Source organism: Streptomyces sp. NPDC038200 (genome assembly GCF_055600785.1).
This window is the reverse complement of sequence record NZ_JBVJYH010000003.1, coordinates 423369-447233: the sequence shown is the minus strand read 5'-3', so window position 1 is coordinate 447233 and position 23865 is coordinate 423369. Positions and strand designations below refer to the sequence as shown.

19 protein-coding genes are annotated in these 23865 nt (G+C 71.4%); 7 read left to right on the top strand and 12 right to left on the bottom strand.

Translation table 11 applies throughout. From position 1 onward, the window contains the following. Positions 1-10 precede the first annotated feature (10 nt). The 8 genes from ACZ7KF_RS09395 to ACZ7KF_RS09360 form a co-directional block, all read right to left on the bottom strand. Entirely contained in the window at positions 11-667 is a 657-nt protein-coding gene (locus tag ACZ7KF_RS09395) for a phosphatidylserine decarboxylase (RefSeq protein ID WP_471070685.1), read from the bottom strand. Between the two features lie 171 nt (positions 668-838). After that, positions 839-2044: an acyl-CoA dehydrogenase family protein gene (locus ACZ7KF_RS09390; protein WP_471070684.1), complete on the bottom strand. Its 1206-nt coding sequence runs from the start codon at positions 2042-2044 to the stop codon at positions 839-841. A 3-nt stretch (positions 2045-2047) separates the two neighbouring features. Next, on the bottom strand, positions 2048-2560 hold the full coding sequence (locus tag ACZ7KF_RS09385; RefSeq protein WP_019757884.1) for a MaoC family dehydratase: 513 nt from the start codon (positions 2558-2560) through the stop codon (positions 2048-2050). 5 nt (positions 2561-2565) lie between these two features. Next, positions 2566-3582: an HpcH/HpaI aldolase/citrate lyase family protein gene (locus ACZ7KF_RS09380; protein WP_471070681.1), complete on the bottom strand. Its 1017-nt coding sequence runs from the start codon at positions 3580-3582 to the stop codon at positions 2566-2568. Next, complete coding sequence (locus tag ACZ7KF_RS09375) at positions 3579-5606, bottom strand: protein meaA (protein WP_471070678.1); 2028 nt, start codon at positions 5604-5606, stop codon at positions 3579-3581. Before ACZ7KF_RS09375 ends, ACZ7KF_RS09380 begins: the two co-directional genes overlap by 4 nt. Positions 5607-5623: 17 nt before the next feature. After that, positions 5624-6961 (bottom strand): crotonyl-CoA carboxylase/reductase, encoded by a 1338-nt coding sequence (ccrA, locus tag ACZ7KF_RS09370; RefSeq protein ID WP_471070971.1) that lies wholly within the window; start codon positions 6959-6961, stop codon positions 5624-5626. Positions 6962-7410: 449 nt separating this feature from the next. Beyond that, the gene (locus ACZ7KF_RS09365; RefSeq protein ID WP_471070675.1) at positions 7411-8232 is read right to left on the bottom strand and encodes a TetR family transcriptional regulator; all 822 of its coding nucleotides are present in this window, start codon (positions 8230-8232) and stop codon (positions 7411-7413) included. 136 nt (positions 8233-8368) lie between these two features. Then, entirely contained in the window at positions 8369-10183 is a 1815-nt protein-coding gene (locus ACZ7KF_RS09360; RefSeq protein ID WP_471070672.1) for a 3-hydroxyacyl-CoA dehydrogenase family protein, read from the bottom strand. A gap of 416 nt (positions 10184-10599) precedes the next feature. Here ACZ7KF_RS09360 and ACZ7KF_RS09355 point away from each other — a divergent pair, with 416 nt between their 5' ends. Beyond that, positions 10600-11181: an adenylosuccinate lyase gene (locus ACZ7KF_RS09355; RefSeq protein WP_471070669.1), complete on the top strand. Its 582-nt coding sequence runs from the start codon at positions 10600-10602 to the stop codon at positions 11179-11181. Positions 11182-11278: 97 nt separating this feature from the next. On the opposite strand, the gene ACZ7KF_RS09350 is transcribed toward ACZ7KF_RS09355, so the two are convergent. The 4 genes from ACZ7KF_RS09350 to ACZ7KF_RS09335 form a co-directional block, all read right to left on the bottom strand. Beyond that, positions 11279-11797 (bottom strand): GNAT family N-acetyltransferase, encoded by a 519-nt coding sequence (locus ACZ7KF_RS09350; RefSeq protein ID WP_471070667.1) that lies wholly within the window; start codon positions 11795-11797, stop codon positions 11279-11281. Next, positions 11794-12213 carry a RidA family protein gene (locus tag ACZ7KF_RS09345; protein WP_471070664.1) on the bottom strand — a complete coding sequence of 140 codons (420 nt, stop codon included), beginning with the start codon at positions 12211-12213 and terminating at the stop codon, positions 11794-11796. The genes ACZ7KF_RS09350 and ACZ7KF_RS09345 overlap by 4 nt, the downstream gene beginning before the upstream one ends. A gap of 69 nt (positions 12214-12282) precedes the next feature. After that, positions 12283-13836: an alpha/beta hydrolase gene (locus ACZ7KF_RS09340; protein ID WP_471070661.1), complete on the bottom strand. Its 1554-nt coding sequence runs from the start codon at positions 13834-13836 to the stop codon at positions 12283-12285. Positions 13837-13976: 140 nt separating this feature from the next. Continuing rightward, positions 13977-15041, bottom strand: a complete 1065-nt coding sequence (locus tag ACZ7KF_RS09335; RefSeq protein ID WP_471070968.1) for an Rv2578c family radical SAM protein — start codon at positions 15039-15041, stop codon at positions 13977-13979. A gap of 135 nt (positions 15042-15176) precedes the next feature. Between ACZ7KF_RS09335 and ACZ7KF_RS09330 the strand changes: the two genes are divergently transcribed. From ACZ7KF_RS09330 to ACZ7KF_RS09305, 6 genes are all read left to right on the top strand, one after another. Further along, positions 15177-15620: an SRPBCC family protein gene (locus tag ACZ7KF_RS09330; protein ID WP_030605886.1), complete on the top strand. Its 444-nt coding sequence runs from the start codon at positions 15177-15179 to the stop codon at positions 15618-15620. A gap of 160 nt (positions 15621-15780) precedes the next feature. Continuing rightward, the gene (locus tag ACZ7KF_RS09325; RefSeq protein WP_471070658.1) at positions 15781-18216 is read left to right on the top strand and encodes an MFS transporter; all 2436 of its coding nucleotides are present in this window, start codon (positions 15781-15783) and stop codon (positions 18214-18216) included. A 154-nt stretch (positions 18217-18370) separates the two neighbouring features. Continuing rightward, positions 18371-20830, top strand: coding sequence for an ATP-binding SpoIIE family protein phosphatase (locus tag ACZ7KF_RS09320; protein WP_471070655.1), 2460 nt, complete (start codon positions 18371-18373; stop codon positions 20828-20830). Between the two features lie 77 nt (positions 20831-20907). Further along, entirely contained in the window at positions 20908-21627 is a 720-nt protein-coding gene (locus ACZ7KF_RS09315; RefSeq protein WP_471070652.1) for a class I SAM-dependent methyltransferase, read from the top strand. Positions 21628-21727: 100 nt separating this feature from the next. Beyond that, entirely contained in the window at positions 21728-22561 is an 834-nt protein-coding gene (locus ACZ7KF_RS09310; protein WP_471070649.1) for a M55 family metallopeptidase, read from the top strand. Then, positions 22554-23858, top strand: a complete 1305-nt coding sequence (locus ACZ7KF_RS09305; RefSeq protein ID WP_471070648.1) for a M20/M25/M40 family metallo-hydrolase — start codon at positions 22554-22556, stop codon at positions 23856-23858. Before ACZ7KF_RS09310 ends, ACZ7KF_RS09305 begins: the two co-directional genes overlap by 8 nt. The last annotated feature ends 7 nt before the right edge of the window (positions 23859-23865 follow it).

Sequence of the window (23865 nt, the reverse complement as noted above, 5' to 3'; positions counted from 1 at the left end):
GGTCTCCGGATCAATCACGGTCAATGCGAGTCACCCCAGCCACGGTCTTCTGACCGACCTCGACCGCGACCTCCACGCCTTCGGGCAGGTAGAGGTCGACACGCGAGCCGAAGCGGATCAGACCGATGCGGTCGCCCTGCTCGACCTTCGTCCCCTCCGGGATGTAGGGCACGATGCGGCGGGCCACCGCGCCGGCGATCTGGATCATCTCGATGTCGCCGAGTTCGGTGTCGAAGTGCCAGACTACGCGCTCGTTGTTCTCGCTCTCCTTGTTGAAAGCCGGAACAAAGCCGCCGGGGATGTGCTCGACCGACGTCACCGTGCCCGACAGGGGCGCCCGGTTGACGTGGACGTTGAGCGGGCTCATGAAGATCGCGACGCGGGTACGCCCGTCCTTCCACGGCATGATGCTCTGCACCACACCGTCGGCCGGCGAGATGACCCGGCCCGGGGCGATCTCACGCTCGGGGTCGCGGAAGAACCACAGCATGCCCGCCGCGAGCGCGGTGGCGGGCACGGCGACGGCCTTGGCCACGCCGGAGCGGCGGGCGCGGGCCAGGCTGAGGGCTGCGGTGGCGACGGTCGGGAGAAGCCACGGCGATGCTCCGCGCGCGAGGCGTGCGCCTACCAGGCTGTCGCGGTGTGCAGAGGTTTGGCTGTGGGGCATGGATGACCTTCGTAGCGGATGATGCCGCGCTCTGATCGGGGGACGGCGGCTTTCCGGGGATCGTACCGGTCGTGGGCTACAACTGGGCAAGCCAGGAAGCCGAGTCGGCGGCTGAAGACCGTCTACGGGGTGTGATCTTCTTCTCGAAGAAAACACCCCGTACCCGGACAATCAGCTCTGGAATCGATACTCTTCGAGCAGTCTGCGCCCGATGATCATTTTCTGGATCTCGGCGGTACCTTCACCGATCAGCAGCATCGGGGCCTCCCGGTAGAGGCGCTCGATCTCGTACTCCTTGGAGAAGCCGTAGCCGCCGTGGATCCGGAAGGCATCCTCCACGACCTCCTTGCAGTACTCGGAGGCGAGGTACTTCGCCATCCCTGCTTCAAGGTCGTTTCGTTCCCCGGAGTCCTTTTTGCGTGCCGCGTTGACCATCATTGCATGCGCCGCCTCGACCTTGGTGGCCATTTCGGCGAGCTTGAACTGGATGGCCTGGTGCTGGGCGATCGGCTTGCCGAACGTGTGCCGCTGCTGGGCGTACCGGACACCCAGCTCGAAGGCGCGCTGGGCGACACCGCAGCCGCGCGCCGCCACGTTGACCCGGCCGACCTCGACTCCGTCCATCATTTGGTAAAAACCTCGGCCGGTCACCCCGCCGAGCACCCGGTCGGCGGGGATCCGCAGGCCGTCCATGATCAGCTCGGTGGTGTCGACGCCCTTGTAGCCCATCTTGTCGATCTTGCCCGGGATGGTCAGGCCGGGACGGACCTCGCCGAAGCCCGGCTCCTTCTCGACCAGGAAGGTCGTCATCGACTTGTGGGGCGCCGTGCCCTCGGGGTGTCCTTCGTCACTTCGGACCAGAACGGCCACGAGCGACGACGTGCCGCCGTTCGTGAGCCACATCTTCTGGCCGTTCAGGACGTACTCGTCGCCGTCCTTGACCGCCTTCGACGTGATGGCCGACACATCGGAGCCCAGGCCCGGCTCCGACATCGAGAACGCGCCCCGGATGTCGCCGGCCGCCATCCTCGGCAGGAAGTGGTCCTTCTGCTCCTGCGTGCCGTGCTGCTTGAGCATGTACGCGACGATGAAGTGCGTGTTGATGATGCCGGAGACCGACATCCAGCCGCGGGCGATCTCCTCCACGCACAGCGCGTAGGTGAGGAGCGACTCGCCCAGGCCCCCGTACTCCTCCGGGATCATCAGACCGAACAGGCCGAGCTCCTTGAGCCCGTCGACGATCTGCTGCGGGTACTCGTCGCGGTGCTCCAGCTCCGTCGCGACAGGAATGATCTCCTTGTCGACGAAGTCCCGGACGGTGGAGAGGATCTCCTGCTGGACGTCGGTCAGACCGGCGGTCTGGGCGAGACGGGCCATGGCCTACTTCTCCTGCTGCTTGAGTTCCGGGCGACCGGGCTGCTCGCCGCCGCGCTCCTTGATGTACGTCTCGGTGGGCACCATGACCTTGCGGCGGAAGACGCACACCAGGGTGCCGTCCTGCTTGTAGCCCTTGGTCTCGACGTAGACGATGCCGCGGTCGTTCTTCGACTTCGACGGCCACTTGTCCAGCACGGTCGTCTCGCCGTAGATCGTGTCGCCGTGGAAGGTCGGCGCCACGTGCTTGAGCGACTCGATCTCCAGGTTGGCGATCGCCTTGCCGGAGATGTCCGGGACGGACATGCCGAGCAGGAGGGAGTAGATGTAGTTGCCCACGACGACGTTCTTGCCGAAGTCCGTCGTCTTCTCCGCATAGTTCGTGTCCATGTGGAGCGGGTGGTGGTTCATGGTGAGGAGACAGAACAGGTGGTCGTCGTACTCCGTGACCGTCTTGCCCGGCCAGTGCTTGTACGTCGCCCCGACCTCGAACTCCTCGTAGGTGCGTCCGAACTGCATCGCGCTCAGGCCTCCGGGATCTCGAACTTGCTGGTGCGCTGCATGCCGGCGGCGCGGCCCTTGCCGGAGATGACCAGGGCCATCTTGCGGCTGGCCTCGTCGATCATCTCGTCGCCGAGCATCGCGGAGCCCTTCTTGCCGCCCGCCTCGGACGTGTAGTAGTCGTACGCGTCCAGGATCAGCTCGGCGTGGTCGTAGTCCTCCTGGGAGGGCGAGAAGATCTCGTTGGACGCCTCGACCTGGCCCGGGTGCAGCACCCACTTGCCGTCGAAGCCGAGCGCGGCGGCGCGCCGGGCGACCTCGCGGTAGCCGTCGACGTTGCGGATCTGGAGGTAGGGGCCGTCGATCGCCTGGAGGTTGTTGGCGCGGGCGGCCATCAGGATCTTCATCAGGATGTAGTGGTAGGCGTCCGCCGGGTAGCCGGGCGGCTGCTCGCCCACGACGAGCGACTTCATGTTGATGGAGGCCATGAAGTCGGCCGGGCCGAAGATGATGGTCTCGACCCGCGGGGAGGCCTGCGCGATCGCGTTGACGTTGTTGAGGCCCTGGGCGTTCTCGATCTGCGCCTCGATGCCGATCTTGCCGACCTCGAAGCCCATGGTCTTCTCGATCTGCGTCAGCAGCAGGTCCAGCGCGACGACCTGCTCCGCGTTCTGCACCTTCGGCAGCATGATGCAGTCGAGGTTCTGGCCGGCGCCCTCGACGACCGTGACGACGTCCCGGTACGTCCACTCGGTCGTCCAGTCGTTGACGCGCACGACCCGTGTCTTGCCCGTCCAGTCGCCCTCGTTCAGGAACTTCACGATGGTGTGCCGCGCCCCGGGCTTGGCGAGCGGCGCGCAGGCGTCCTCCAGGTCGAGGAAGACCTGGTCCGCGGGGAGCCCCTGCGCCTTCTCCAGGAAGCGCGGGTTGCTGCCCGGTACGGCCAGGCAGGAGCGCCGCGGGCGAAGGCGGTTGAAGGGGTGCGCGGCGGAGCCGCTCGTGGAAGGGGCGGTGGCGGGAGACGGGTGGGCGGTCGTCATGCGGGGACCTCCAGGGGGTCGAGCTTGTTCGCTTTCCGGATCTCGTCGACGATGCGGCCGATGATTCCGGTGATGTCGAAGTCCTTCGGGGTGAAGACGGCAGCCACTCCGGCGGCCCTGAGCTGCTCCGCGTCCCCGTTGGGGATGATGCCACCAGCGATCACCGGTATATCTGTGGCACCTGCCACACGCAGCCGCTGGAGTACGTCCGGGACCAGCTGCGCGTGCGAGCCCGACAGGATCGACAGGCCCACGGCGTGGACGTCCTCGGCCAGGGCCGCGTCCACGATCTGCTCGGGCGTCAGCCGGATCCCCTGGTAGACCACCTCGAAGCCGGCGTCCCGGGCGCGGACCGCGATCTGCTCGGCGCCGTTGGAGTGCCCGTCCAGGCCCGGCTTGCCGACCAGGAAGCGCAGCTTGCCGACGCCCAGGTCGCGGGCGGTGCCGTCCACCTTGGCGCGGACCTCGGCGAGCGCCGAGCCGGCCTCGGCGGGGACGGCCACCGGTGCGGAGGAGACCCCGGTGGGCGCCCGGTACTCGCCGAACACCTCGCGCAGGGCCCCGGCCCACTCGCCGGTCGTGACCCCGGCGCGGGCGCACTCCAGCGTGGCCTCCATCAGGTTGTCGGTGCCCTTGGCGGCCTCCTTCAGCCGCTCCAGCGCCTTGCAGGGACGCGGGTGGTTGAAGGGCGGCTGGTAGCGGGTGTCCCGCCAGTGCCGCAGCGACTCGATCACCCGGTTCTCGACCGCCGGGTCCACCGTCTGGATCGCGGTGTCCAGGTCGGCCGTCAGCGGGTTCGGCTCGGTGCCCTCGAAGATGTTGACACCGATGATCTTCTCCTCGCCGGACTCGATCCGGGCCCGGCGCTCGGCGTGCGAGGAGACCAGCTGCGACTTCAGATAGCCGGACTCCACGGCGGCCATCGCGCCGCCCATCTCCTGGATGCGGTCGATCTCCGCGAGGACGTCCCCGACCAGCTGGTCCACCTTCGCCTCGATCACCTTCGAGCCCTCGAAGATGTCCTCGTACTCCAGCAGGTCGCTCTCGTAGGCGAGCACCTGCTGGATGCGCAGCGACCACTGCTGGTCCCAGGGCCGGGGCAGGCCCAGGGCCTCGTTCCAGGCGGGCAGCTGCACGGCACGCGCGCGGGCGTCCTTCGACAGGGTCACCGCGAGCATCTCCAGCACGATCCGCTGGACGTTGTTCTCCGGCTGCGCCTCGGTCAGGCCGAGGGAGTTGACCTGGACGCCGTAGCGGAAGCGGCGCTGCTTGGCGTTCTCGATGCCGTACCGGTCGCGGGTGATCTTGTCCCAGATCCGGCCGAACGCCCGCATCTTGCACATCTCCTCGACGAAGCGGACGCCCGCGTTCACGAAGAAGGAGATACGGGCGACGACGTCACCCATGCGCTCCTGCGGCACCTGGCCGGAGTCGCGGACGGCGTCGAGGACGGCGATCGCGGTGGACATCGCGTACGCGATCTCCTGCACCGGCGTGGCCCCGGCCTCCTGCAGGTGGTAGCTGCAGATGTTGATCGGGTTCCACTTCGGGATGTGGGAGACCGTGTACGCGATCATGTCCGTCGTCAGGCGGAGCGAGGGTCCCGGCGGGAAGACGTGCGTCCCGCGGGACAGGTACTCCTTGACGATGTCGTTCTGGGTCGTGCCCTGGAGCTTGGTGATGTCCGCGCCCTGCTCCTCGGCGACGACCTGGTAGAGCGCCAGCAGCCACATGGCGGTGGCATTGATCGTCATCGAGGTGTTCATCTGCTCCAGGGGGATGTCCTGGAACAGCCGGCGCATGTCACCGAGGTGTGCGACGGGCACGCCCACCCGGCCGACCTCGCCGCGCGCGAGGATGTGGTCGGAGTCGTAACCGGTCTGGGTCGGCAGGTCGAACGCCACCGACAGGCCGGTCTGGCCCTTGGCGAGATTGCGCCGGTACAGCTCGTTGGACGCCTCGGCCGTGGAGTGACCGGCGTACGTCCGCATGAGCCACGGACGGTCCTTCTGACGCTCTGTCATCTATGACTCTCCGGGCCTCAGATGTTCCGGAAGCGGTTGATGGCGTCGATGTGCCGGGCGCGCATCTCCTCGTCGCGCACACCCAGGCCCTCCTCGGGGGCGAGGCACAGCACGCCGACCTTGCCCTGGTGGAGGTTGCGGTGCACGTCGTAGGCGGCCTGACCGGTGTCCTCGAGGGAGTAGGTCTTCGACAGGGTCGGGTGGATCTTGCCCTTGGCGATGAGGCGGTTGGCCTCCCAGGCCTCGCGGTAGTTGGCGAAGTGGGAGCCGATGATCCGCTTCAGCGACATCCACAGGTACCGGTTGTCGTACTCGTGCATGTAGCCCGAGGTCGAGGCGCAGGTGGTGATGGTGCCGCCCTTGCGGGTGACGAAGACGCTCGCGCCGAAGGTCTCGCGACCGGGGTGCTCGAAGACGATGTCGATGTCCTCGCCGCCGGTGAGCTCGCGGATGCGCTTGCCGAAGCGCTTCCACTCCTTCGGGTCCTGGGTGTTCTCGTCCTTCCAGAACTTGTAGCCCTCGGCGTTGCGGTCGATGATCGCCTCGGCGCCCATGGACCGGCAGATGTCCGCCTTCTGGTCGCTGGAGACGACACAGATCGGGTTGGCGCCGCCGGCCAGCGCGAACTGCGTCGCGTACGAGCCGAGTCCGCCGCTCGCGCCCCAGATCAGGACGTTGTCGCCCTGCTTCATGCCGGCGCCGTTGCGGGACACCAGCTGCCGGTACGCGGTGGAGTTGACCAGGCCCGGGGCGGCGGCCTCCTCCCAGCTGAGGTGGTCCGGCTTCGGCATCAGCTGGTTGGACTTGACGAGCGCGATCTCGGCCAGGCCGCCGAAGTTGGTCTCGAAGCCCCAGATCCGCTGCTCGGGGTCGAGCATGGTGTCGTTGTGGCCGTCGGAGGACTCCAGCTCGACGGAGAGGCAGTGCGCGACGACCTCGTCACCGGGCTTCCAGGCGTTGACGCCGGGGCCGGTGCGCAGGACGACGCCCGCGAGGTCGGAGCCGATGATGTGGTACGGCAGGTCGTGGCGCTTGGCCAGCTCGTTGGTGCGGCCGTAGCGCTCCAGGAACCCGAACGTGGACAGCGGCTCGAAGATCGAGGTCCACACCGAGTTGTAGTTGACCGAGGAGGCCATGACGGCCACCAGGGCCTCGCCCGGGCCGAGCTCCGGCACGGGGACCTCGTCCAGGTGGATCGACTTGCGCGGGTCCTTGTCGCGGGTCTGCAGGCCCGCGAACATCTCCGTCTCGTCCTTGTGCACGGTGATCGCGCGGTACGAGTCGGGGAGCGGCAGGGCGGCGAAGTCGGCGGACGTGGCGTCCTTCGACTGGATCGCGTCCAGGATGTCCTTCACGGTCACGGTGTTGCCTCCGGCGGTGAGCGCCCTGAGGGAGGGGCGCTGGGGGATCGTCGGTGCTGCGATGAGTGCTGCTGAGGGTTTTGAGGGTGTGCCGTCGGTTCGGCTCGGTGGTGCTTCGGCAGCGCTTTGTGGCGCGGGAGGTTGCCTGTGACGCAGGCGTCCGGGCGCGCAGGCCATGAGCTTGCGGGGACAGCCGGCGAGCGAATGGTCTCTGCTCGCCGGCCGCCCGGACACCTTCAACGTATGACACCGCGTGTCAGGTGACAAGGCACTGAGTGCCAGAACTTGCTCTCAGATGAAATCTTTACGTAACAAATGAGCGATGATCGATCGAACGGGCCCCGAAAGCTCCTCGAAAACGGTCCCTGACATGCCAAAACGGCCACCCGGGCGGGTGGCCGTCGTCACAGCGGGAAGCTGCCGGCTGGGCGGGAAGGAGCGGCTCAGCGCTCCTTCAGCGCCTCCTCGATGGTCCGCATGACCTCGTCCAGCGGGGCGTCGGTACGGGCGACCGTCACGAGCACCTCGCCCTGCGCGGAGACCGTCGCCGGGGCGGTGGAGGCGGCCGGCTTGGCGGCCGGACCGCGGCCGGCCCCGATGCCGCTGCCGAAGGTCTTGCGCACGATCGCGAAGGCGTGGTCCAGCTGGGACTCCACGTCCCCCTGACCGCCGGCCCGCAGCCAGCGCCGCAGGACGTGGTTGTGGGCGGTGACCACGGCGGAGGCGGCGACCTCGGCCAGCAGCGGGTCGTCGTTGGCGTCGTCGGCGTGCGCGTGCTCGTCGAAGTGGCCGAGCAGATAGCGGGTGAACAAGCGCTCGTAGCGGGCCACGGAGGCGATCTCGGCCTCGCGCAGGGTGGGCACCTCACGCGTCAGCTTGTAGCGGGCGACCGAGATCTCCGGCCGCGCCGCGTACATCTTCATGACCTCCTTGATGCCACGGCACACGGTGTCGAGCGGATGCTCGTGCGCGGGCGCGGCGTTGAGGACCGCCTCGGCGCGGATCAGTGTGTCGTCGTGGTCCGGGAAGATCGCCTCTTCCTTGGAGCGGAAGTGGCGGAAGAAGGTGCGCCGGGCGACGCCGGCGGCGGCGGCGATCTCGTCGACGGTGGTGGCCTCGTACCCCTTGGTCGCGAACAGCTCCATGGCTGCAGCCGCCAGTTCTCGGCGCATTTTGAGCCGCTGGGCGGCGGCGCGACTGCCTGCGGCACTTTCCGGCGCGTCGGGCGTAGCTGGTGTACGTGAGGACTTGGCGGGCTGGGACATGACCCGAACGTACTGCATGCGCGCGGGTTGATGCGCAGGTCCGGGGTGTCCCCCGCCCGTGGGGGGCGGGGGAGCGCCGGCGGGGTCGAGCAGCCCGCCCCAGTCCGTCTCCGTCCGGAACCAGTCGCCGACGCCGTCAGCGGCGGGCATACTCGCGGAAGCCGCGGCCGGTCTTGCGGCCGAGGCAGCCCGCGGCCACCAGGTGCTCCAGCAGCGGCGCCGGGGCGAGACCCGGGTCGCGGAACTCGCGGTGCAGCACCTGCTCGATGGCGAGCGAGACGTCCAGGCCGACCACGTCCAGCAGTTCGAACGGGCCCATCGGGTAGCCGCCGCCGAGCTTCATCGCCGCGTCGATGTCGTCGAGCGACGCGTAGTGCTCCTGCACCATCTTGATCGCGTTGTTGAGGTACGGGAACAGCAGGGCGTTGACGATGAATCCGGCGCGGTCGCCGCAGTCCACCGCGTGCTTCCTGATCTTTCCGCAGACCTCGCGGACGGTCGCGTGGACGTCGTCGGCCGTCAGGACCGTGCGGACCACCTCGACCAGCTTCATCGCCGGAGCCGGGTTGAAGAAGTGCATGCCGATCACGTCCTGCGGGCGCGAGGTGGCGCGGGCGCAGGCGACGACGGGCAGGGACGAGGTGGTGGTGGCCAGGACCGCGCCCGGCTTGCACACCTTGTCCAGCGTGGCGAACAGCTGCCGCTTGACCTCCAGGTCCTCCGCGACCGCCTCCACGGCGAGGTCCACGTCGGCGAAGGCGTCGTAGGTGCCCGCCGGGACGATCCGCTCCAGGGTCTCGGCGGCGGCCTCGGCGGTCAGCCGGCCCTTGTCGACGGACCGGGCGAGGGACTTGCCGATCCGGGCCCTGGCCGCCTGGGCCTTCTCCTCGCTGCGGGCGGCCAGGACCACGTGGTAGCCGGCCTTGGCGAAGACCTCGGCGATGCCGGAGGCCATGGTGCCCGAGCCCGCGACACCCACCGAGCGGACCTCCCGGCCCGCGGCGGAGGACCCGCCCGCCGCCGGGGTCAGGGTGTCCGGCACCACCGTGCCGCTGCCCGGCGCCTCGTAGGTGTAGAAGCCGCGCCCGGCCTTGCGGCCGGTCAGGCCCGCCTCGCTGAGCTGCTTGAGGATCGGGGCGGGGGCGTGCAGCCGGTCCCGGGACTCGGCGTACATGGCCTCCAGGACCGTGCGCGCGGTGTCCACGCCGATCAGGTCCAGCAGGGCGAGCGGGCCCATGGGCAGGCCGCAGCCGAGCCGCATGGCGGCGTCGATGTCCTCGCGGGAGGCGTACTTGGCCTCGTACATCGCGGCGGCCTGGTTCAGGTAGCCGAAGAGCAGCCCGTCCGCGACGAAGCCGGGACGGTCGCCGACCGCGACCGGCTCCTTGCCCAGCTCGATCGCCAGGTCGGTCACGGCGGCGACCGCGTGCGGCGAGGTCAGCACCGAGGAGACGACCTCCACCAGGCGCATCGCCGGCGCGGGGTTGAAGAAGTGCAGGCCGAGCACGCGCTCGGGGTGGGCCGAGTCGGCGGCCAGCCGGGTCACGGACAGCGCGTTGGTGCCCGTCGCGAGGATGGTCTCCGGGCGGACGATGCCGTCCAGCTCCCGGAAGATCTGCTGCTTGACCTCGTACGACTCCGGGGCCACCTCGATGACGAGGTCGGCGTCGGCCGCCGCGGTGAGGTCGGTGGTGGTGCGGACCCGGGCCAGCACCCCGGCGCGCTCGTCCTCGGTGAGCCGGCCGCGTGCCACGGCACGGGCGGTGGCGGCCTCCAGGGTGGCGACCGCATGGGCGGCCTGGGCCTCGCTGACGTCGATGCCGATCACCTCGCGGCCGGCCTTCGCGAGGACCTCGGTGATGCCGGTGCCCATGGTGCCGAGGCCGACGACGGCGATCGTCTTGAGCGGGGACAGCGGGGACAGGGCGGTGTCGGACAGGGGAGTGGCCATCGCGGGACTCCAGGAATGAGGGTGACGACGAGGAGTGCGCCGGGTGCGCCGGAGGGCGCACCACGGTGCGAAGGAGTGCGGGTGTTGCCGGGCTGCGAGCGCACACGCCCGGTGCTGCCGGTGCCACGGGCGTGCACACGCCCGGGAGCGGCGGAATTCCGACCGGCTCTGTCCCGAAGCCGGGTCGTACTGCGGTACACACGGCGTACCGAACCGACCTGCTCTCCCGGAGAGATCAAGGACCGGGAGATACCCCCGACGGCGGCTGCGTCACCAAACCGTCGCCGGTGGAGATGCGAGAGGGTTACTCGCTCGTATGAGCTTAACCGGCGGGTAACGAGCGCGCCAGTCCCCGGAGAGGACCGACTTTGTGATGTACCTCCCTCGGCCGCCGCGACCCGCCTACGCTGGACCGCGTGGACGAAGAGTTGCGATCGCTCACGGAACGCTTACGGCAGGAGTCGGGCGGCTCGGCGGCGTTCGACCGCCTGCTGGCCACCGCCGACCACGGGGAACTGGCGGAGGTGCTCACCGCCCCCGGCCAGCCGCTGTGGGCCAGGGAGCTGGCGGCGTTCCGCCTCGGCCGCGCGGGCGACCGGCGCGCCTTCGAGGCCCTGGTACTGCTGCTCAACCACCGCGACCCGCCGCGCTGCGCCTCCGCCGCGCACGCCCTCGCCCGCCTCGGCGACCCGCGCACGGCCCGGGCCGCCGCCGCCCTCGCCACCAACGAACTCCGCGTCGCCTACGCCCTGCACCCGGTACGGCTGCTGGTCGCCCTGCGCGCCCCGGAGGCCGTACCCGCGCTGATCACCACCCTGGAGCGGCGGCTGCGCCCGCACGACCCCTACCGGCGGGTCGCCCTCGCCTGTGTGGAGGGGCTGGGCGTGCTCGGCGACGCCCGCGCCCGGCGGGTGCTGAACGAGGCCCTGGCGCACCCCGCGCTCGCGGAGGCGGCGGTGCACGCGCTGGCGCGGCTCCCGCAGCAGCAGCCGAGCTGACGGCCGTCGGCCGTGCGACGGCCGAGCCGTCGAAGGGCCGCCGTGCGGCAGCCGGGCCGAGGTCGGATCCGCCGGGCACCGGCGGAAGCGACGCCGGTCAGCCGCGCAGGCTCCTGGCGTACCGCACCTCGGGCACGGCCACCCCGTCCGCCTCGAAGGGTTCCTCGGCCCCGTCGGCCCGGAACCCCGCGCGTTCGTAGAAGCGGCGGGCGGGGGCGTTGTCCTTGAGGACCCACAGCAGCATGCGCGGACGCGCCGAGCACCGCTCGACGGACGCGGCCAGCAGGGCCTGCCCGATTCCGCCGCCGACGTGCGCCGGGTCGACGTAGATCGCGTACAGCTCGGCGTCGCCGGTGTGCGTCTCGCCGTCCCGGTACGGCCCGTACGCCGCCCAGCCGAGAACCCGGCCGCCCCGCTCGGCCACCAGGTTCCCCACCGTGCCGCCGCCCTGCCCGAACCGGGCCCGCCGCCGCTCGGCGTCCGCCGCGACGCTGAGCCCGTCGAGGTACGACTGCGGCACGAGCCCGCGGTAGGCGTGCTGCCAGCCGCGGACGCGGATCTCGGAGACGCGGTCGCAGTCGGCGGCCGACATCTCCCGGACCGTCAGGGGGCTCACCCGGCCACCACCGCGAGCGCCTCGACCTCCAGCAGGAACTCCGGCGCCACCAGAGCGGCCACCTGGACCGCGGAGGCCGCGGGGAGCCGGTCGTCGGGTATGTGGGCGGCGCGGGCCGTCCGGATCGCCGGCATGTGGGCCATGTCCGTGACGAAGTACGTCAGCTTCACCACGTCCTCGAAACCGGCCCCCGCGGCGGCCAGACAGCGCCGCAGGTTCTCGAACACCTGCCGGGCCTGGGCTCCCGGGTCGCCCGCCCCGACGAGCCGGCCGTCCGCGTCCAGCGCGAGCTGTCCGGAGACCGCGACGAGCCGGCCGGTCGCGGTCACCACATGGGTGTACTGGGCGGCGGGGGCGACCCCGTCGGGGGCGGGGAGGCGAATCGGCCCGCTCGGGGCGCTGGTCGGTTCAGGCATGGCCCCATGGTGGACCATGCCACCGACAACACCCCCGCGGGGCCGCCCCGATGAGGCGGCCGGACGCGCTCAGCGGCGGAAGCCCAGCAGTTCGTGCAGGACCGGGCCACGGGACGCGGGCGGCCCCGACTTCGCCTTCAGCGGCTTCGGGTCGGGTGTCTTCGCGCAGACCGCGTCCTGCGGCCCGTTGCCGTGCGGCATCCTGCCGTCCGTCAGATACGCGGCCAGATACCCGTCCAGACACTTGTTGTCGCTCAGCGTGATGCCGTGGTTGCCGCCGCCCTTCTCGACCACCAGGCGGGAGCGGGTCAAGAGCCCGTGGACCCGGACGCCGCCGGCGTAGGGGGTGGCCGCGTCGTCGGTCGCCTGGAACAGCAGTGCCGACGGCAGCTGGCTGTTGGCGATGTCCGCACTTCTCAGCGGGGCCGTCGGCCAGAACGCACAGGGTGCGTTGTACCAGGTGTTGTTCCAGGCCATCAGGGGGGCCTTCGCGTGCACCTGCCAGGCGTCCGCGCGCCACCGCTTCCACTCCCGGGGCCAGGAGGCGTCCCGGCACTGCACCGCCGTGTAGACGCTGTATCCGTTGTCGCCCGAGGAGTCCACGGCGCCGAAGTTCTCGTACGCCTCCAGCAGCGGCCCGGTGGCCTTGAGGTGCACGTAGGCCGCGAACGCCTCGGCGAGGTAGGGCCAGTAGCCGTTGTAGTAGCCGCCGGCCACGAAGGTGTCCTCCAGCTCGGCGGCGCCGACCCGGCCCCCGGCCGGCTTCTTCGCCAGGGCCGCCCGCATCGCGTACCAGCGGGCCGCGATCCTCCCGGGGTCCCTGCCGAGCCGGTAGGCGTCGTCGTGCCGGGCGATCCAGGCCATCAGCGCGCGGTGCCGGTCGTCGAAGGCGTACTCCTGGCCGAGGTTGTCCGCGTACCAGACACCCGTCGGATCGACGATCGAGTCCAGCACCAGGCGGTGGACGTGCGTGGGGTACAGCTTCGCGTAGACCGCGCCCAGGTAGGTGCCGTAGGAGTAGCCGAAGTAGCTGATCTTCGGCGCGCCCAGGGCCCGGCGGACGACGTCGAGGTCCCGGGCCGCGCTGACGGTGTCGAGATACGGCAGGAGGTCGGCGTGCCTGCGGCCGCAGGCCGCGGCGAACGCCTTCGCGCGGTCGATGTTCGCCCGCTCCAGCGCCGCCGTGGCCGGCACGGAGTCGGGGCGCTCCGGCTCGAAGTGACCGGGCGCGCAGTTCAGCGCGGGCCTGCTGCGCCCCACCCCGCGGGGGTCGAAGCCGATGACGTCGTACCGGCCCGCGACGCTCTTCGGCAGTGCCGAGGCGACGAAACCGGCGAGGGCCAGGCCGCTGCCACCGGGACCGCCGGGGTTGACCAGCAGCGGACCCTGGGAGACGGCCGCGGTGTGCGGGACGCGGGACAGGGCGAGCGTGATCTGCCGGCCCGACGGGTGGGCGTGGTCCAGCGGCACCTGCACGGACGTGCACTGGAGCCGGGGGTAGTCGCTGGTGCCGCACTTCTTCCAGCTCAGGTGCGCCACGTGCGCGGCCTGCGCGGGAACGGCGGTGAGCGAGCCCGCCAGCACGGCGGCGGCCGTGCACAGCACGGCTGCGCGTGTTCTCATTCGGGTCCTCCCGGGACCGGGGGTCTCGGCGAACCGCGAGGCTCACGGTTCTCGCCGGATCGTCCCGGTATCGGGCCCCTGAAGAACACGATGCGGCGATAGTTGACCCGGATGGGCGGCGGGATCCCCCTAACGCTCCGTCACATGAGGCTGAGCTGGACCGGTTCCGGTCCGGCCGCGGCCTGCGCCGGGCCGGCCGGGCGGATCCGGCGGGCCGAGCCCGCGCGCGTGGGCCCGATGCCGTACTCCTGGGCCAGCTCGTGCACCTGACGGGTGATCCGCCGCTGGTACCACTTGGGCGCGTAGGCACCCTCCGCGTACAACCGCTCGTACCGGCGCACCAGGTGCGGATGATGCTGCCCGAGCCAGGCCATGAACCACTCCCGGGCCCCCGGGCGCAGGTGCAGCGTCAAGGGGGTGACGGAGGTGGCCCCGGCCGCCGCGACGGCCCGCACCGTGGCCCTCAGCTGGGCCGGGTGGTCGCTCAGGAACGGGATCACCGGTGCCATCAGCACCCCGCAGCCGATCCCGTGCTCGCCGAGGGTCCGTACGACGTCCAGCCGCCGCTCGGGCGCGGGCGTCCCCGGCTCCACCGTGCGCCACAGCTCCGTGTCCAGGAAACCGACGGAGACCGAGATGCCCACGTCCGTCACCTCGGCCGCCCGGACCAGCAGCTCCAGGTCGCGCAGGATCAGGGTGCCCTTGGTGAGGATCGAGAACGGGTTCGCGTGGTCGGTGAGCGCGGAGATGATGCCCGGCATCAGCCGGTAGCGGCCCTCGGCCCGCTGGTAGCAGTCGACGTTCGTGCCCATCGCCACGTGGTCGCCGTGCCAGCGCCGGGAGGCCAGCTGGCGGCGCAGCACCTCGGGGGCGTTCACCTTGACCACGATCTGGGTGTCGAAGCCGATGCCCGTGTCCAGGTCCAGATAGCTGTGCGTCTTCCTGGCGAAACAGTACACACACGCGTGCGAGCAACCCCGGTAGGGATTCACCGTCCACTCGAAGGGCATGCGCGAGGCGCCCGGCACCCGGTTCAGCACCGAGCGCGCCCGCACCTCGTGGAAGGTGATCCCGCGGAATTCCGGTGTGTCGAACGTGCGGGTGGTCACGGCGTCCGCGCCGAACAGTGCGGCATCGGCGGCCCGGCCGTGCTCGGCGGGCTCCCCGGGCCTCGTGGGCTCCACGGTGAGGTTCTCCCAGCGCATGACGCCTCCTCGGTAGCGCTCCGCCACAGAATAGAACATGTGTTCCCATGATCGTGCGAACCCCGATTTGGGCGGCCGGGCGCCGGGGTGGTTGGCTTGCCCCAACCCCGAGCAACCAGGTCCTGGAGGAACGCAATGGCGCAGGTCGAGGCCACTACGGAGCGGGTCGTCGCGGCGGACGCGGAGAAGGTGTTCGACGCCCTCGCCGACTACCGCGGCACGCGGCAGAAGCTGCTGCCCGAGCACTTCAGCGAGTACGAGGTGCGCGAGGGCGGCGACGGCGAGGGCACCCTCGTCCACTGGAAGCTCCAGGCCACCAGCAAGCGGGTGCGCGACTGCCTGCTGGAGGTCGCCGAGCCCACCGACGGCGAGCTGGTCGAGAAGGACCGCAACTCCTCCATGGTCACCACCTGGCGCGTCACCCCCGCCGGCGAGGGGCGGTCCCGTGTGGTCGTCACCACCACCTGGCAGGGTGCCGGCGGCATCGGCGGCTTCTTCGAGAGGACCTTCGCGCCCAAGGGCCTCGGCCGGATCTACGACGCGCTGCTCGCCAACCTCGCCGCCGAGGTCGAGAAGTAGCCAAGAGCCCGCCGGTGAAGGGGTGTTGACCTCCGGTTGACCCCTTCACCGGTTCGAGTGCATCTCCACTCCGTACCGGGTGGGACCGTAACTCGCCGCAGTTGTTCACAGTTGTCGCCTCGCGCGGTAAATGTGACAGATGTGACGAGGGGAGCGGTCCGTGGGCGGGACGACTCTGGTGCAGCACGATCCGGTCGTGGCACCGGCAGCGGACGAGGAGACGGCCGCCGCACCGCCGCCGCCCGGGCCGGCCGCCGAACTCGGGGCCCGCCGGGTCCGGTTGGTGTTCTTCGGGCTGATGCTGGCGCTGCTGCTGGCCGCCCTGGACCAGATGATCGTCGCCACCGCCCTGCCGAAGATCGTGGGCGAACTGCACGGCCTGGACAAGATGTCCTGGGCGATCACCGCCTACCTGCTGACCTCCACCATCGGCCTGCCCCTGTACGGCAAACTCGGCGACCTCGTCGGCCGCAAGGGCGTCTTCCAGTTCGCCATCGCCGTCTTCGTCCTCGGCTCCGCGCTGGCCGGCCGGGCCGGGAGCATGGACCAGCTGATCGCCTTCCGCGCGGTCCAGGGCGTCGGCGCGGGCGGCCTGATGATCGGCGTGCAGGCGATCATCGCCGACATCGTGCCGCCCCGCGAGCGCGGCCGGTACATGGGCCTGATCGGCGCCGCCTTCGGCCTCGCCTCCGTCGCCGGACCCCTGCTCGGCGGCTACTTCACCGACCACCTCTCCTGGCGCTGGTGCTTCTACGTCAACGTCCCCTTCGGCCTGGCCACCCTGGCCGTCGTCACCGTCGTCCTGAAGCTCCCCAAGCCGCGGGTGCGCGCCCGGCTCGACGTCCTCGGCGCACTGCTGCTCGCCGCCGCCTCCACCTGCCTGGTCCTGCTCACCAGCTGGGGCGGCACCGAGTACGCCTGGGGCTCCCGGCAGATCCTCGGCCTCGGCGTCGGCGCCCTCGCCGCCACCGTGCTCTTCCTCGTCGCCGAGCGCTTCGCCGCCGAACCCCTCATGCCGCTGCGGCTGTTCCGCGACTCCGTCTTCAACATCAGCGGCCTGGTCGGCCTGGTCGTCGGTGTCGCCCTGTTCGGCGCCGCCAGCTATCTGCCCACCTTCCTGCAGATGGTCGACGGGGCCAGCGCCACCGAGTCCGGGCTGCTGATGCTGCCCATGATGGCCGGGATCGTCGGCGCCTCGATCATCGGCGGACAGCTCATCAGCCGCACCGGCCGCTACAAGATCTTCCCCGTGCTCGGCGGTGCCGTCTCCGTGCTCGGCATGTGGCTGCTGTCCCGGCTGGAGACCGACACACCCCGGCTGCACTACAGCATCTGGATGGCCGTCCTCGGCGCCGGGATCGGCCTGGTGATGCCCGTCCTCGTGCTCGCCGTGCAGAACTCCGTGCGCCCGGCCGACCTCGGCAGCGCCACCAGCGCCAACAACTACTTCCGGCAGATCGGCGGCAGCGTCGGCGCCGCCGTCTTCGGCACCCTCTTCGCCGACCGGCTCGGCGACGCCCTGCGCCGGGAACTGCCCCCGCGCGCGGCCGCCGGGCTGCCCGACCCCGACTCGATCACCCCGCAGCTCGTCCACGCGCTGCCCCCGGCCCTGCGCGACGCCTACATCCGCGCCTACGCCGACGCCATGCCCCGGATCTTCCTGTACCTGGTCCCGGTGCTCGTCCTCGGCCTGCTCATCGCCTTCTTCCTCAAGGAGAAACCACTGGTGTCCCACAACGTCCCCGCCACCGACCAGGAGACCGCGGTGAACGTCCAGATCCCGCAGGCCCGCCCCCAGCCCCCGACCGCCCCCGCCGCGCCGCGCTCGCCCTACACCGCCGGAATCCCCGTCTGCGGCACCGTGCAGCACCCCGACGGCACCGTGGTGCCCCGCGCGGCGCTCACCCTCATCGACGTCGCCGGTCAGCAGATCGGCCGGGGCGCCAGCGGCGACGACGGACGGTACGCGCTCAGCACCCCCGGCTCCGGGTCGTACGTGCTGATCGCCGCCGCCGGCGGACACCAGCCGCAGGCCGTCTCCGTCACCGTCGGCGAACGCCCCGTGGAACTCGACGTCGTCCTCGGCGGCGCCGGCCGCCTCGCCGGCAGCGTGCTCACCGCCGACGGCAGCCCCGTCCGGGAGGCCACCGTCACCCTCACCAACGTGCACGGCGAGGTCGTCGCCACCACCCGCAGCGGCCGCGAGGGCGGCTACGTGATCACCGAGCTGGTGGCCGGCGAGTACACCCTCGCCGCCAGCGCCCCCGCGTTCCGGCCCGCCGCGCTCCCGGTCACCGTGCAGGCCTCCCGCGAGACCCGGCAGGACATCGAACTCGCGGGCGGCGCCGTGCTCAAGGGCACCGTCCGGGCGAGCGGCGGACGCGCCGTGGAGGACGCCCGCGTCACCCTGCTCGACGCCGCGGGCAACGTCGTCGACACCCTCACCACCGGAGCCGACGGAACGTTCCGGTTCGTGGACCTCTCCTCCGGCGAGTACACCGTCATCGCCGCGGGTTACCCGCCGGTCGCCACGGTGCTGCAGGTCGCGGGCGGTGGCCGCACCGAGCGCGATCTCCAGCTGGGGCACGAGGACTGACCGGGGGCGCACACCGCACTCCGGGCCGCGCGCCGGTCCTCACCGGTGAGACGAATTCCAGAATTGCCACACATCGCGACCGGACGCCGCCGTACCGTAGTGGCGGGCGGCACAGATCGTTTGCGGACAGCCGTGGGGAGAGAGGGCCTGGGCCATGGACCGTGGCAGCGAGCGGGACACAGCTCCCGGGCGCGGCGTCGGCGACACCGCGGCGGGCCGGATTCCGCTGGCCGTGGTCGTCGTCGACCGTGCCGGCCTGGTGTCCCACTGGAGCAGCGGCGCGCGCCGCCTCTTCGGCGTGAGCAGGGACGACGCCGTCGGGCAGCCCGCGGCGGACCTGCTGCCGGTCTCCGGCGCCCTGCCCGAGGACCTGCACGACCCACGAGGCGGCCCCGCGCCGGACGCCCCCGTGGCCCCTGACGGGCTCGGCCCCGACCTGGAGGTCTCGCTCGGCGGGCACACCGGCTACGCCACGGCCGGCCGCGCCCGCCTCTGCCCACCCCGGCAGACGCCCGGCGGTGAGCGGCTCGACGTCCTGTGGTGGGCCTATCCGCTGGTCGGCCCCGGCCCCTCCCGGCTGCTCGTGCTCGCCGCCGACGCCACCCGGCTGCGGGACGAACGCGGCTACGACGACGAGACCGCCGAGCACATCTCGCCCGGCTTCGCCCGCCACACCGAACTGCCCGCCTCCGCGGAACTCGAACGGCGCCTGCCCGACATCCTGCCCAACATGGGCCCGGGACTCAGCGCCCGCATCGTCTCGCAGGTCCTCGAACTCGGCTATCCCGTCCTGGAGTTCAGCCAGTTCGACCGGGTGCCCGTGACCCCGTACTGGGGCGTGCCCCGCCGCCCCGGCCGCGTCCGCGCCGAAGTCGTCGTACCGGAGCAGCGGGCCACCTCGGCGCCGGTCCCGGCCGGCGCCGAGCAGGACCTGGAGTACGCCGCGGTCCGCGAGCGGCTGGAGTTCCTCAACGAGGTCAGCTCCGGCATCGGTTCCTCCCTGGACCTCGGCGAGACCATCCGCGAGGTCACCAGGGCCGCCGTACCCCGCTTCGCCGACTTCGCCGGTACCCATCTGCGGGCCGCGGTGCTGGCGGGCGAGGGCTTCCCGGACGGTCCGCCGGACGCCCACACCGTGATGTTCCGCGTGTGGGTCGAGCACAACGACGAACCCGGCCGCTGGGACGACACCGTGCCGGTCGGCGAGTCCTTCGCCTTCCCCGAGCACACCCCGTTCTACCAGTGCATGGTCACCGGTGAGCCGGTCCTCATCCCGCAGGTCACCGAGGAGCTGAGCGAGCGCATCTCCGGCGAGTTCGAGAAGCGCGACCTCCGGCCGCTCATCGGCGGCCGGTCCCTGCTGATCGTCCCGCTCAAGGCGCGCAACGTCGTCCTCGGCTTCATGGTGCTGATGCGCCGCCCCGACCGGGCGCGGTTCGACGACATGGACCGCACCACCGGCGCCGAACTCGCCGCCCGCGCGGGCCTCGTGCTCGACAACGCCCGCATGTACACCTACCAGGAGAACGTCGCCGACACCCTCCAGGACAGCATGCTGCCGCAGGTCGCCCCGCGGATGGCCGGCTGCGACATCGCCACCCGCTACCTGCCCGGCACCCGGCTCGGCCGGATCGGCGGCGACTGGTTCGACAGCATCAAGCTGCCCGGCTCCCGCACCGCCCTCGTGGTCGGCGACGTCATGGGCCACGGCCTCAACTCGGCCGCGATGATGGGTCAGTTGCGCACCGCCGTGCAGACCATGGCCGCCATGGAGACCCCGCCGGCCCAGCTCCTGCGCAACCTGGACGACCTGGCCCGCAGGCTCGGCGACAACTACCTCGCCACCTGCCTGTACGCGGTCTACGACCCGATCCGCGGCGAGCTGACCCTCGCCAACGCCGGACACATCCCGCCCGTGCTGGTCCGCGCCGAGGACGGCAGCAGCGAACTCCTCGACCTGCCCACCGGAGCCCCGATCGGGGTCGGCGGCGTCCCCTTCGAGGCGAAGCGGGTCGGGGTCGCGCCGGGTGACCGGCTGGTGCTGTGCACCGACGGACTGGTGGAGGTGCGCGGCTCCGACATCGGTGAGGGCCTGGCCGCGCTCTGCGAGTCCGCCGCACACCCCGCGGCCTCGATGGACGACGCCTGCGACACCATCATCCGCGCGCTGAACACCCGCGGCGGACGCAAGGACGACGTCGCCCTGCTCATGGCCCGCCTCAACGGCATCCCCGGTGACCACGTCGCCGAGTGGCGGCTCGACGCCGACCCCCGCGAGGTCGCCCGGGCTCGCCGTCAGGTCCGCGGTCAACTTCTCGACTGGGGCCTGCCGCAGGCCGTGGAGACGGCCGAACTGCTGGTCAGCGAGGTCGTCACCAACGCCGTCCGCCATGGCGGGAGCGACCGGATCGGACTGCGGGTGGTCCGCACCGACGCCCTGCTGTTCGAGGTCACCGACGACGAACCCGCCCTGCCCGCCATGCGCAGTGCCGGCCCCTCCGACGAGTCGGGCCGCGGCCTGCGTGTCGTCAGCCGGCTGGCCCGGGAGTGGGGCGCCAGCGCCAGCGGCCACCGCAAGACCGTCTGGTTCGAACAGGGCCTTCACATTCCGTGAAGGTGCCCTCCTGACCCTTGCCGGGCTCCCGGCCGCCGCGATATCCCGATCACGGAACCGAACCGTGGGGAGATCGCATGAACGTCTCGGACAACTACCGTGACAACTGGGAAAGTTACTGGAAGGAGACGGCCGACGGCCGGGGCGAGGCGATCTGGGACGCCGATCCCTCCCTGAGCGCCGCACCGCACAGTGAACTGCTCCTGCCGCACGCCGACCCGGACCGCACGATCATCGACCTCGGCTGCGGCAACGGCACCCAGACCCGCTACCTGGCCACCCGGTTCGCCCGCGCCGTCGGCGTCGACCTCTCGCACGCGGCCGTCGAGCACGCGCGCCGCGCCGCGGACGGCGATCCCGTCGAGTTCCAGCAGCTCGACCTCACCGACACCGACGCCGTACGCGCCCTGCACGAGCGGCTCGGCGACGCCCACGTCTACATGCGGGCCGTCATCCACCAGAGCGAACCGGCCGCACGCCCCAAGGTGGCCGCCGCCGTCGCCGAGCTGATCGGCGCCGCGGGCCGCGCCTTCGTGGTGGAGCTGACCTCGGGCTCCCGGGAGGTCCTGGGGCGGGCCGCGTCCGAGCCGGGCGGCCCGGGACCCAAGCTCCAGCGGGTCTTCCACCACGGGCTCAAGCCCGCCGACGCCGCCGACGACGAGATACCGCGGCTGCTCGCCGAGGTCGGCCTCACCGTCCTGGCCGAGGGCGAAACGGTCCTGCCGCAGACCGAGTACCTCGCGGACGGCACCCGCATCGAGCTGCCCGCCCACTGGTTCGTCCTGGCGCCGGCCTGACCGGGCCCGGCGGCCCGCCGACGGGACGGGCCGCCGACCGGACGGACCGCCGAGCCGGGGTCGTAGCCTGTCCGCCGCTCGGCGCGTAACGTGACGGACCATGAAGATCCTCATCAGTGCCGACATGGAGGGTGCCACCGGTGTCACCTGGCCCGGTGACGTGCTGCCGGGGACCCCGCAGTGGGAGCGGTGCCGGGCGATGTTCACCTCGGACGTGAACGCGGCCGCGGAGGGCTTCTTCGACGGCGGGGCGGAGCAGGTACTGGTCAACGAGGCCCACTGGTCCATGCGCAACCTGCTCCTGGAGCGGCTCGACGAGCGGGTGGAGATGCTCACCGGCCGGCACAAGTCGCTCTCCATGGTGGAGGGCGTCCAGCACGGTGACGTCGACGGCATCGCGTTCGTCGGCTACCACGCCGGCGCCGGCATGGAGGGCGTCCTCGCCCACACCTACCTCGCCAACCAGATCACCGGGGTGTGGCTGAACGACGTCCGCGCCAGCGAGGGTCTGCTCAACGCGCACGTCGTCGCCGAGTACGGCGTCCCCGTCGTCCTCGTCACCGGCGACGACGTGGCCTGCGAGGACGCCCTCGGCTACGCACCCGAGGCACTGAAGGTCGCGGTCAAGGACCATGTGTCGCGGTACGCGGCCGTGTGCCGGACCCCGGCCCGGACGGCGGCCGACATCCGGGCGGCGGCCAAGGAGGCCGCCCGGCTGGCGGTCCGTCACGAACCCGCGCAGGGCGGACCGTTCACGGTAGCCGTCGAGTTCGACGCCGAACATCTGGCGCTGTCCGCCACCGTCGTCCCCGGCGTGGCGCGGATCGGCGAGCGGAAAGTGGCGTACACCAGCGCCACCATGTACGAGGGGATCAGGACGTTCAAGGCGGTCACGACGATCGTCTCCGCTGCCGTGGAGGAGCAGTATGGCTGACCAGCTGGCCCTGGACGAGGTGGTGGAGTTCACCTCCGGCCTGATCCGCATCGACACCACCAACCGGGGCGGCGGTGACTGCCGGGAGCGGCCCGCCGCCGAGTACGCGGCCGGACAGCTGGCCGGGGCGGGCCTGGAGCCCCTGCTGCTGGAGCGCACCCCGGGCCGGACCAACGTGGTGGCCCGCATCGCGGGCACCGACCCGTCCGCCGACGCGCTGCTGGTCCACGGGCATCTCGACGTCGTGCCCGCCGAGGCCGCCGACTGGAGCGTCCACCCCTTCTCCGGCGAGGTCCGGGACGGGGTGGTGTGGGGGCGGGGCGCCGTCGACATGAAGAACATGGACGCGATGATCCTCGCGGTGGTCCGGTCCTGGGCCCGGCAGGGCGTACGGCCCCGCCGGGACCTCGTCATCGCGTTCACCGCGGACGAGGAGGCCAGCGCCGAGGACGGCTCCGGATTCCTCGCCGACCGGCACCCCGAACTCTTCGAGGGCTGCACGGAGGGCATCAGCGAGTCGGGTGCCTTCACCTTCCACGACGGCTCGGGCCGCGAGATCTACCCGATCGCCGCGGGGGAGCGGGGCACCGGCTGGCTGAGGCTCACCGCGCGCGGCCGGGCCGGGCACGGCTCCCGGGTGAACGCGGAGAACGCGGTGACCCGGCTCGCCGCCGCCGTCACCCGTATCGGCGAGTACCGGTGGCCGCTGCGGATCACCCCGACCGTGCGGGCCGCCCTCGACGAACTCGCCATGCTCCACGGCATCGAAGCCGGCGCCACCGACGTGGACACGCTGCTGGAGAAGCTCGGCCCGGCCGCCCGGCTGGTGGAGGCGACCGTCCGCAACAGCGCCAACCCGACCATGCTGAACGCCGGTTACAAGGTCAACGTCATCCCGGGCGAGGCGTTCGCGCAGGTGGACGGACGCTTTCTCCCGGGCACCGAGGCGGAATTCGCCGCCACACTGGACGAGCTGACCGGGCCGGACGTGCGGTGGGAGTTCGCGCACCGGGAAGCGGCCCTGGAGGCACCGGTGGACGCGCCGGTGTTCGCGCGGATGCGGGCCGCCGTCGAGGAGTTCGCGCCGGGCGCCCACGTGGTGCCGTACTGCATGCCGGGCGGCACGGACGCCAAGCAGTTCTCCCGGCTCGGCATCACCGGCTACGGTTTCTCCCCGCTGAAGCTGCCCGCGGGTTTCGACTACCACGCGCTGTTCCACGGCGTGGACGAGCGTGTGCCCGTGGACGCGCTGCACTTCGGGGTGCGCGTCCTGGACCGCTTCCTGCGCACGGCCTAGAGAGGGG

Excerpts from the sequence above, each read along its gene's own strand:
- ACZ7KF_RS09320 (WP_471070655.1), top strand. The coding sequence starts at position 18,371 with ATGGACCGTGGCAGCGAGCGGGACACAGCTCCCGGGCGCGGCGTCGGC.
- ACZ7KF_RS09310 (WP_471070649.1), top strand. The coding sequence starts at position 21,728 with ATGAAGATCCTCATCAGTGCCGACATGGAGGGTGCCACCGGTGTCACC.
- ACZ7KF_RS09330 (WP_030605886.1), top strand. The coding sequence starts at position 15,177 with ATGGCGCAGGTCGAGGCCACTACGGAGCGGGTCGTCGCGGCGGACGCG.
- ACZ7KF_RS09360 (WP_471070672.1), bottom strand. The coding sequence starts at position 10,183 with ATGGCCACTCCCCTGTCCGACACCGCCCTGTCCCCGCTGTCCCCGCTC.
- ACZ7KF_RS09340 (WP_471070661.1), bottom strand. The coding sequence starts at position 13,836 with ATGAGAACACGCGCAGCCGTGCTGTGCACGGCCGCCGCCGTGCTGGCG.
- ACZ7KF_RS09365 (WP_471070675.1), bottom strand. The coding sequence starts at position 8,232 with ATGTCCCAGCCCGCCAAGTCCTCACGTACACCAGCTACGCCCGACGCG.
- ACZ7KF_RS09305 (WP_471070648.1), top strand. The coding sequence starts at position 22,554 with ATGGCTGACCAGCTGGCCCTGGACGAGGTGGTGGAGTTCACCTCCGGC.
- ACZ7KF_RS09335 (WP_471070968.1), bottom strand. The coding sequence starts at position 15,041 with ATGCGCTGGGAGAACCTCACCGTGGAGCCCACGAGGCCCGGGGAGCCC.
- ACZ7KF_RS09315 (WP_471070652.1), top strand. The coding sequence starts at position 20,908 with ATGAACGTCTCGGACAACTACCGTGACAACTGGGAAAGTTACTGGAAG.
- ACZ7KF_RS09395 (WP_471070685.1), bottom strand. The coding sequence starts at position 667 with ATGCCCCACAGCCAAACCTCTGCACACCGCGACAGCCTGGTAGGCGCA.
- ACZ7KF_RS09375 (WP_471070678.1), bottom strand. The coding sequence starts at position 5,606 with ATGACAGAGCGTCAGAAGGACCGTCCGTGGCTCATGCGGACGTACGCC.
- ACZ7KF_RS09390 (WP_471070684.1), bottom strand. The coding sequence starts at position 2,044 with ATGGCCCGTCTCGCCCAGACCGCCGGTCTGACCGACGTCCAGCAGGAG.
- ACZ7KF_RS09345 (WP_471070664.1), bottom strand. The coding sequence starts at position 12,213 with ATGCCTGAACCGACCAGCGCCCCGAGCGGGCCGATTCGCCTCCCCGCC.
- ACZ7KF_RS09385 (WP_019757884.1), bottom strand. The coding sequence starts at position 2,560 with ATGCAGTTCGGACGCACCTACGAGGAGTTCGAGGTCGGGGCGACGTAC.
- ACZ7KF_RS09380 (WP_471070681.1), bottom strand. The coding sequence starts at position 3,582 with ATGACGACCGCCCACCCGTCTCCCGCCACCGCCCCTTCCACGAGCGGC.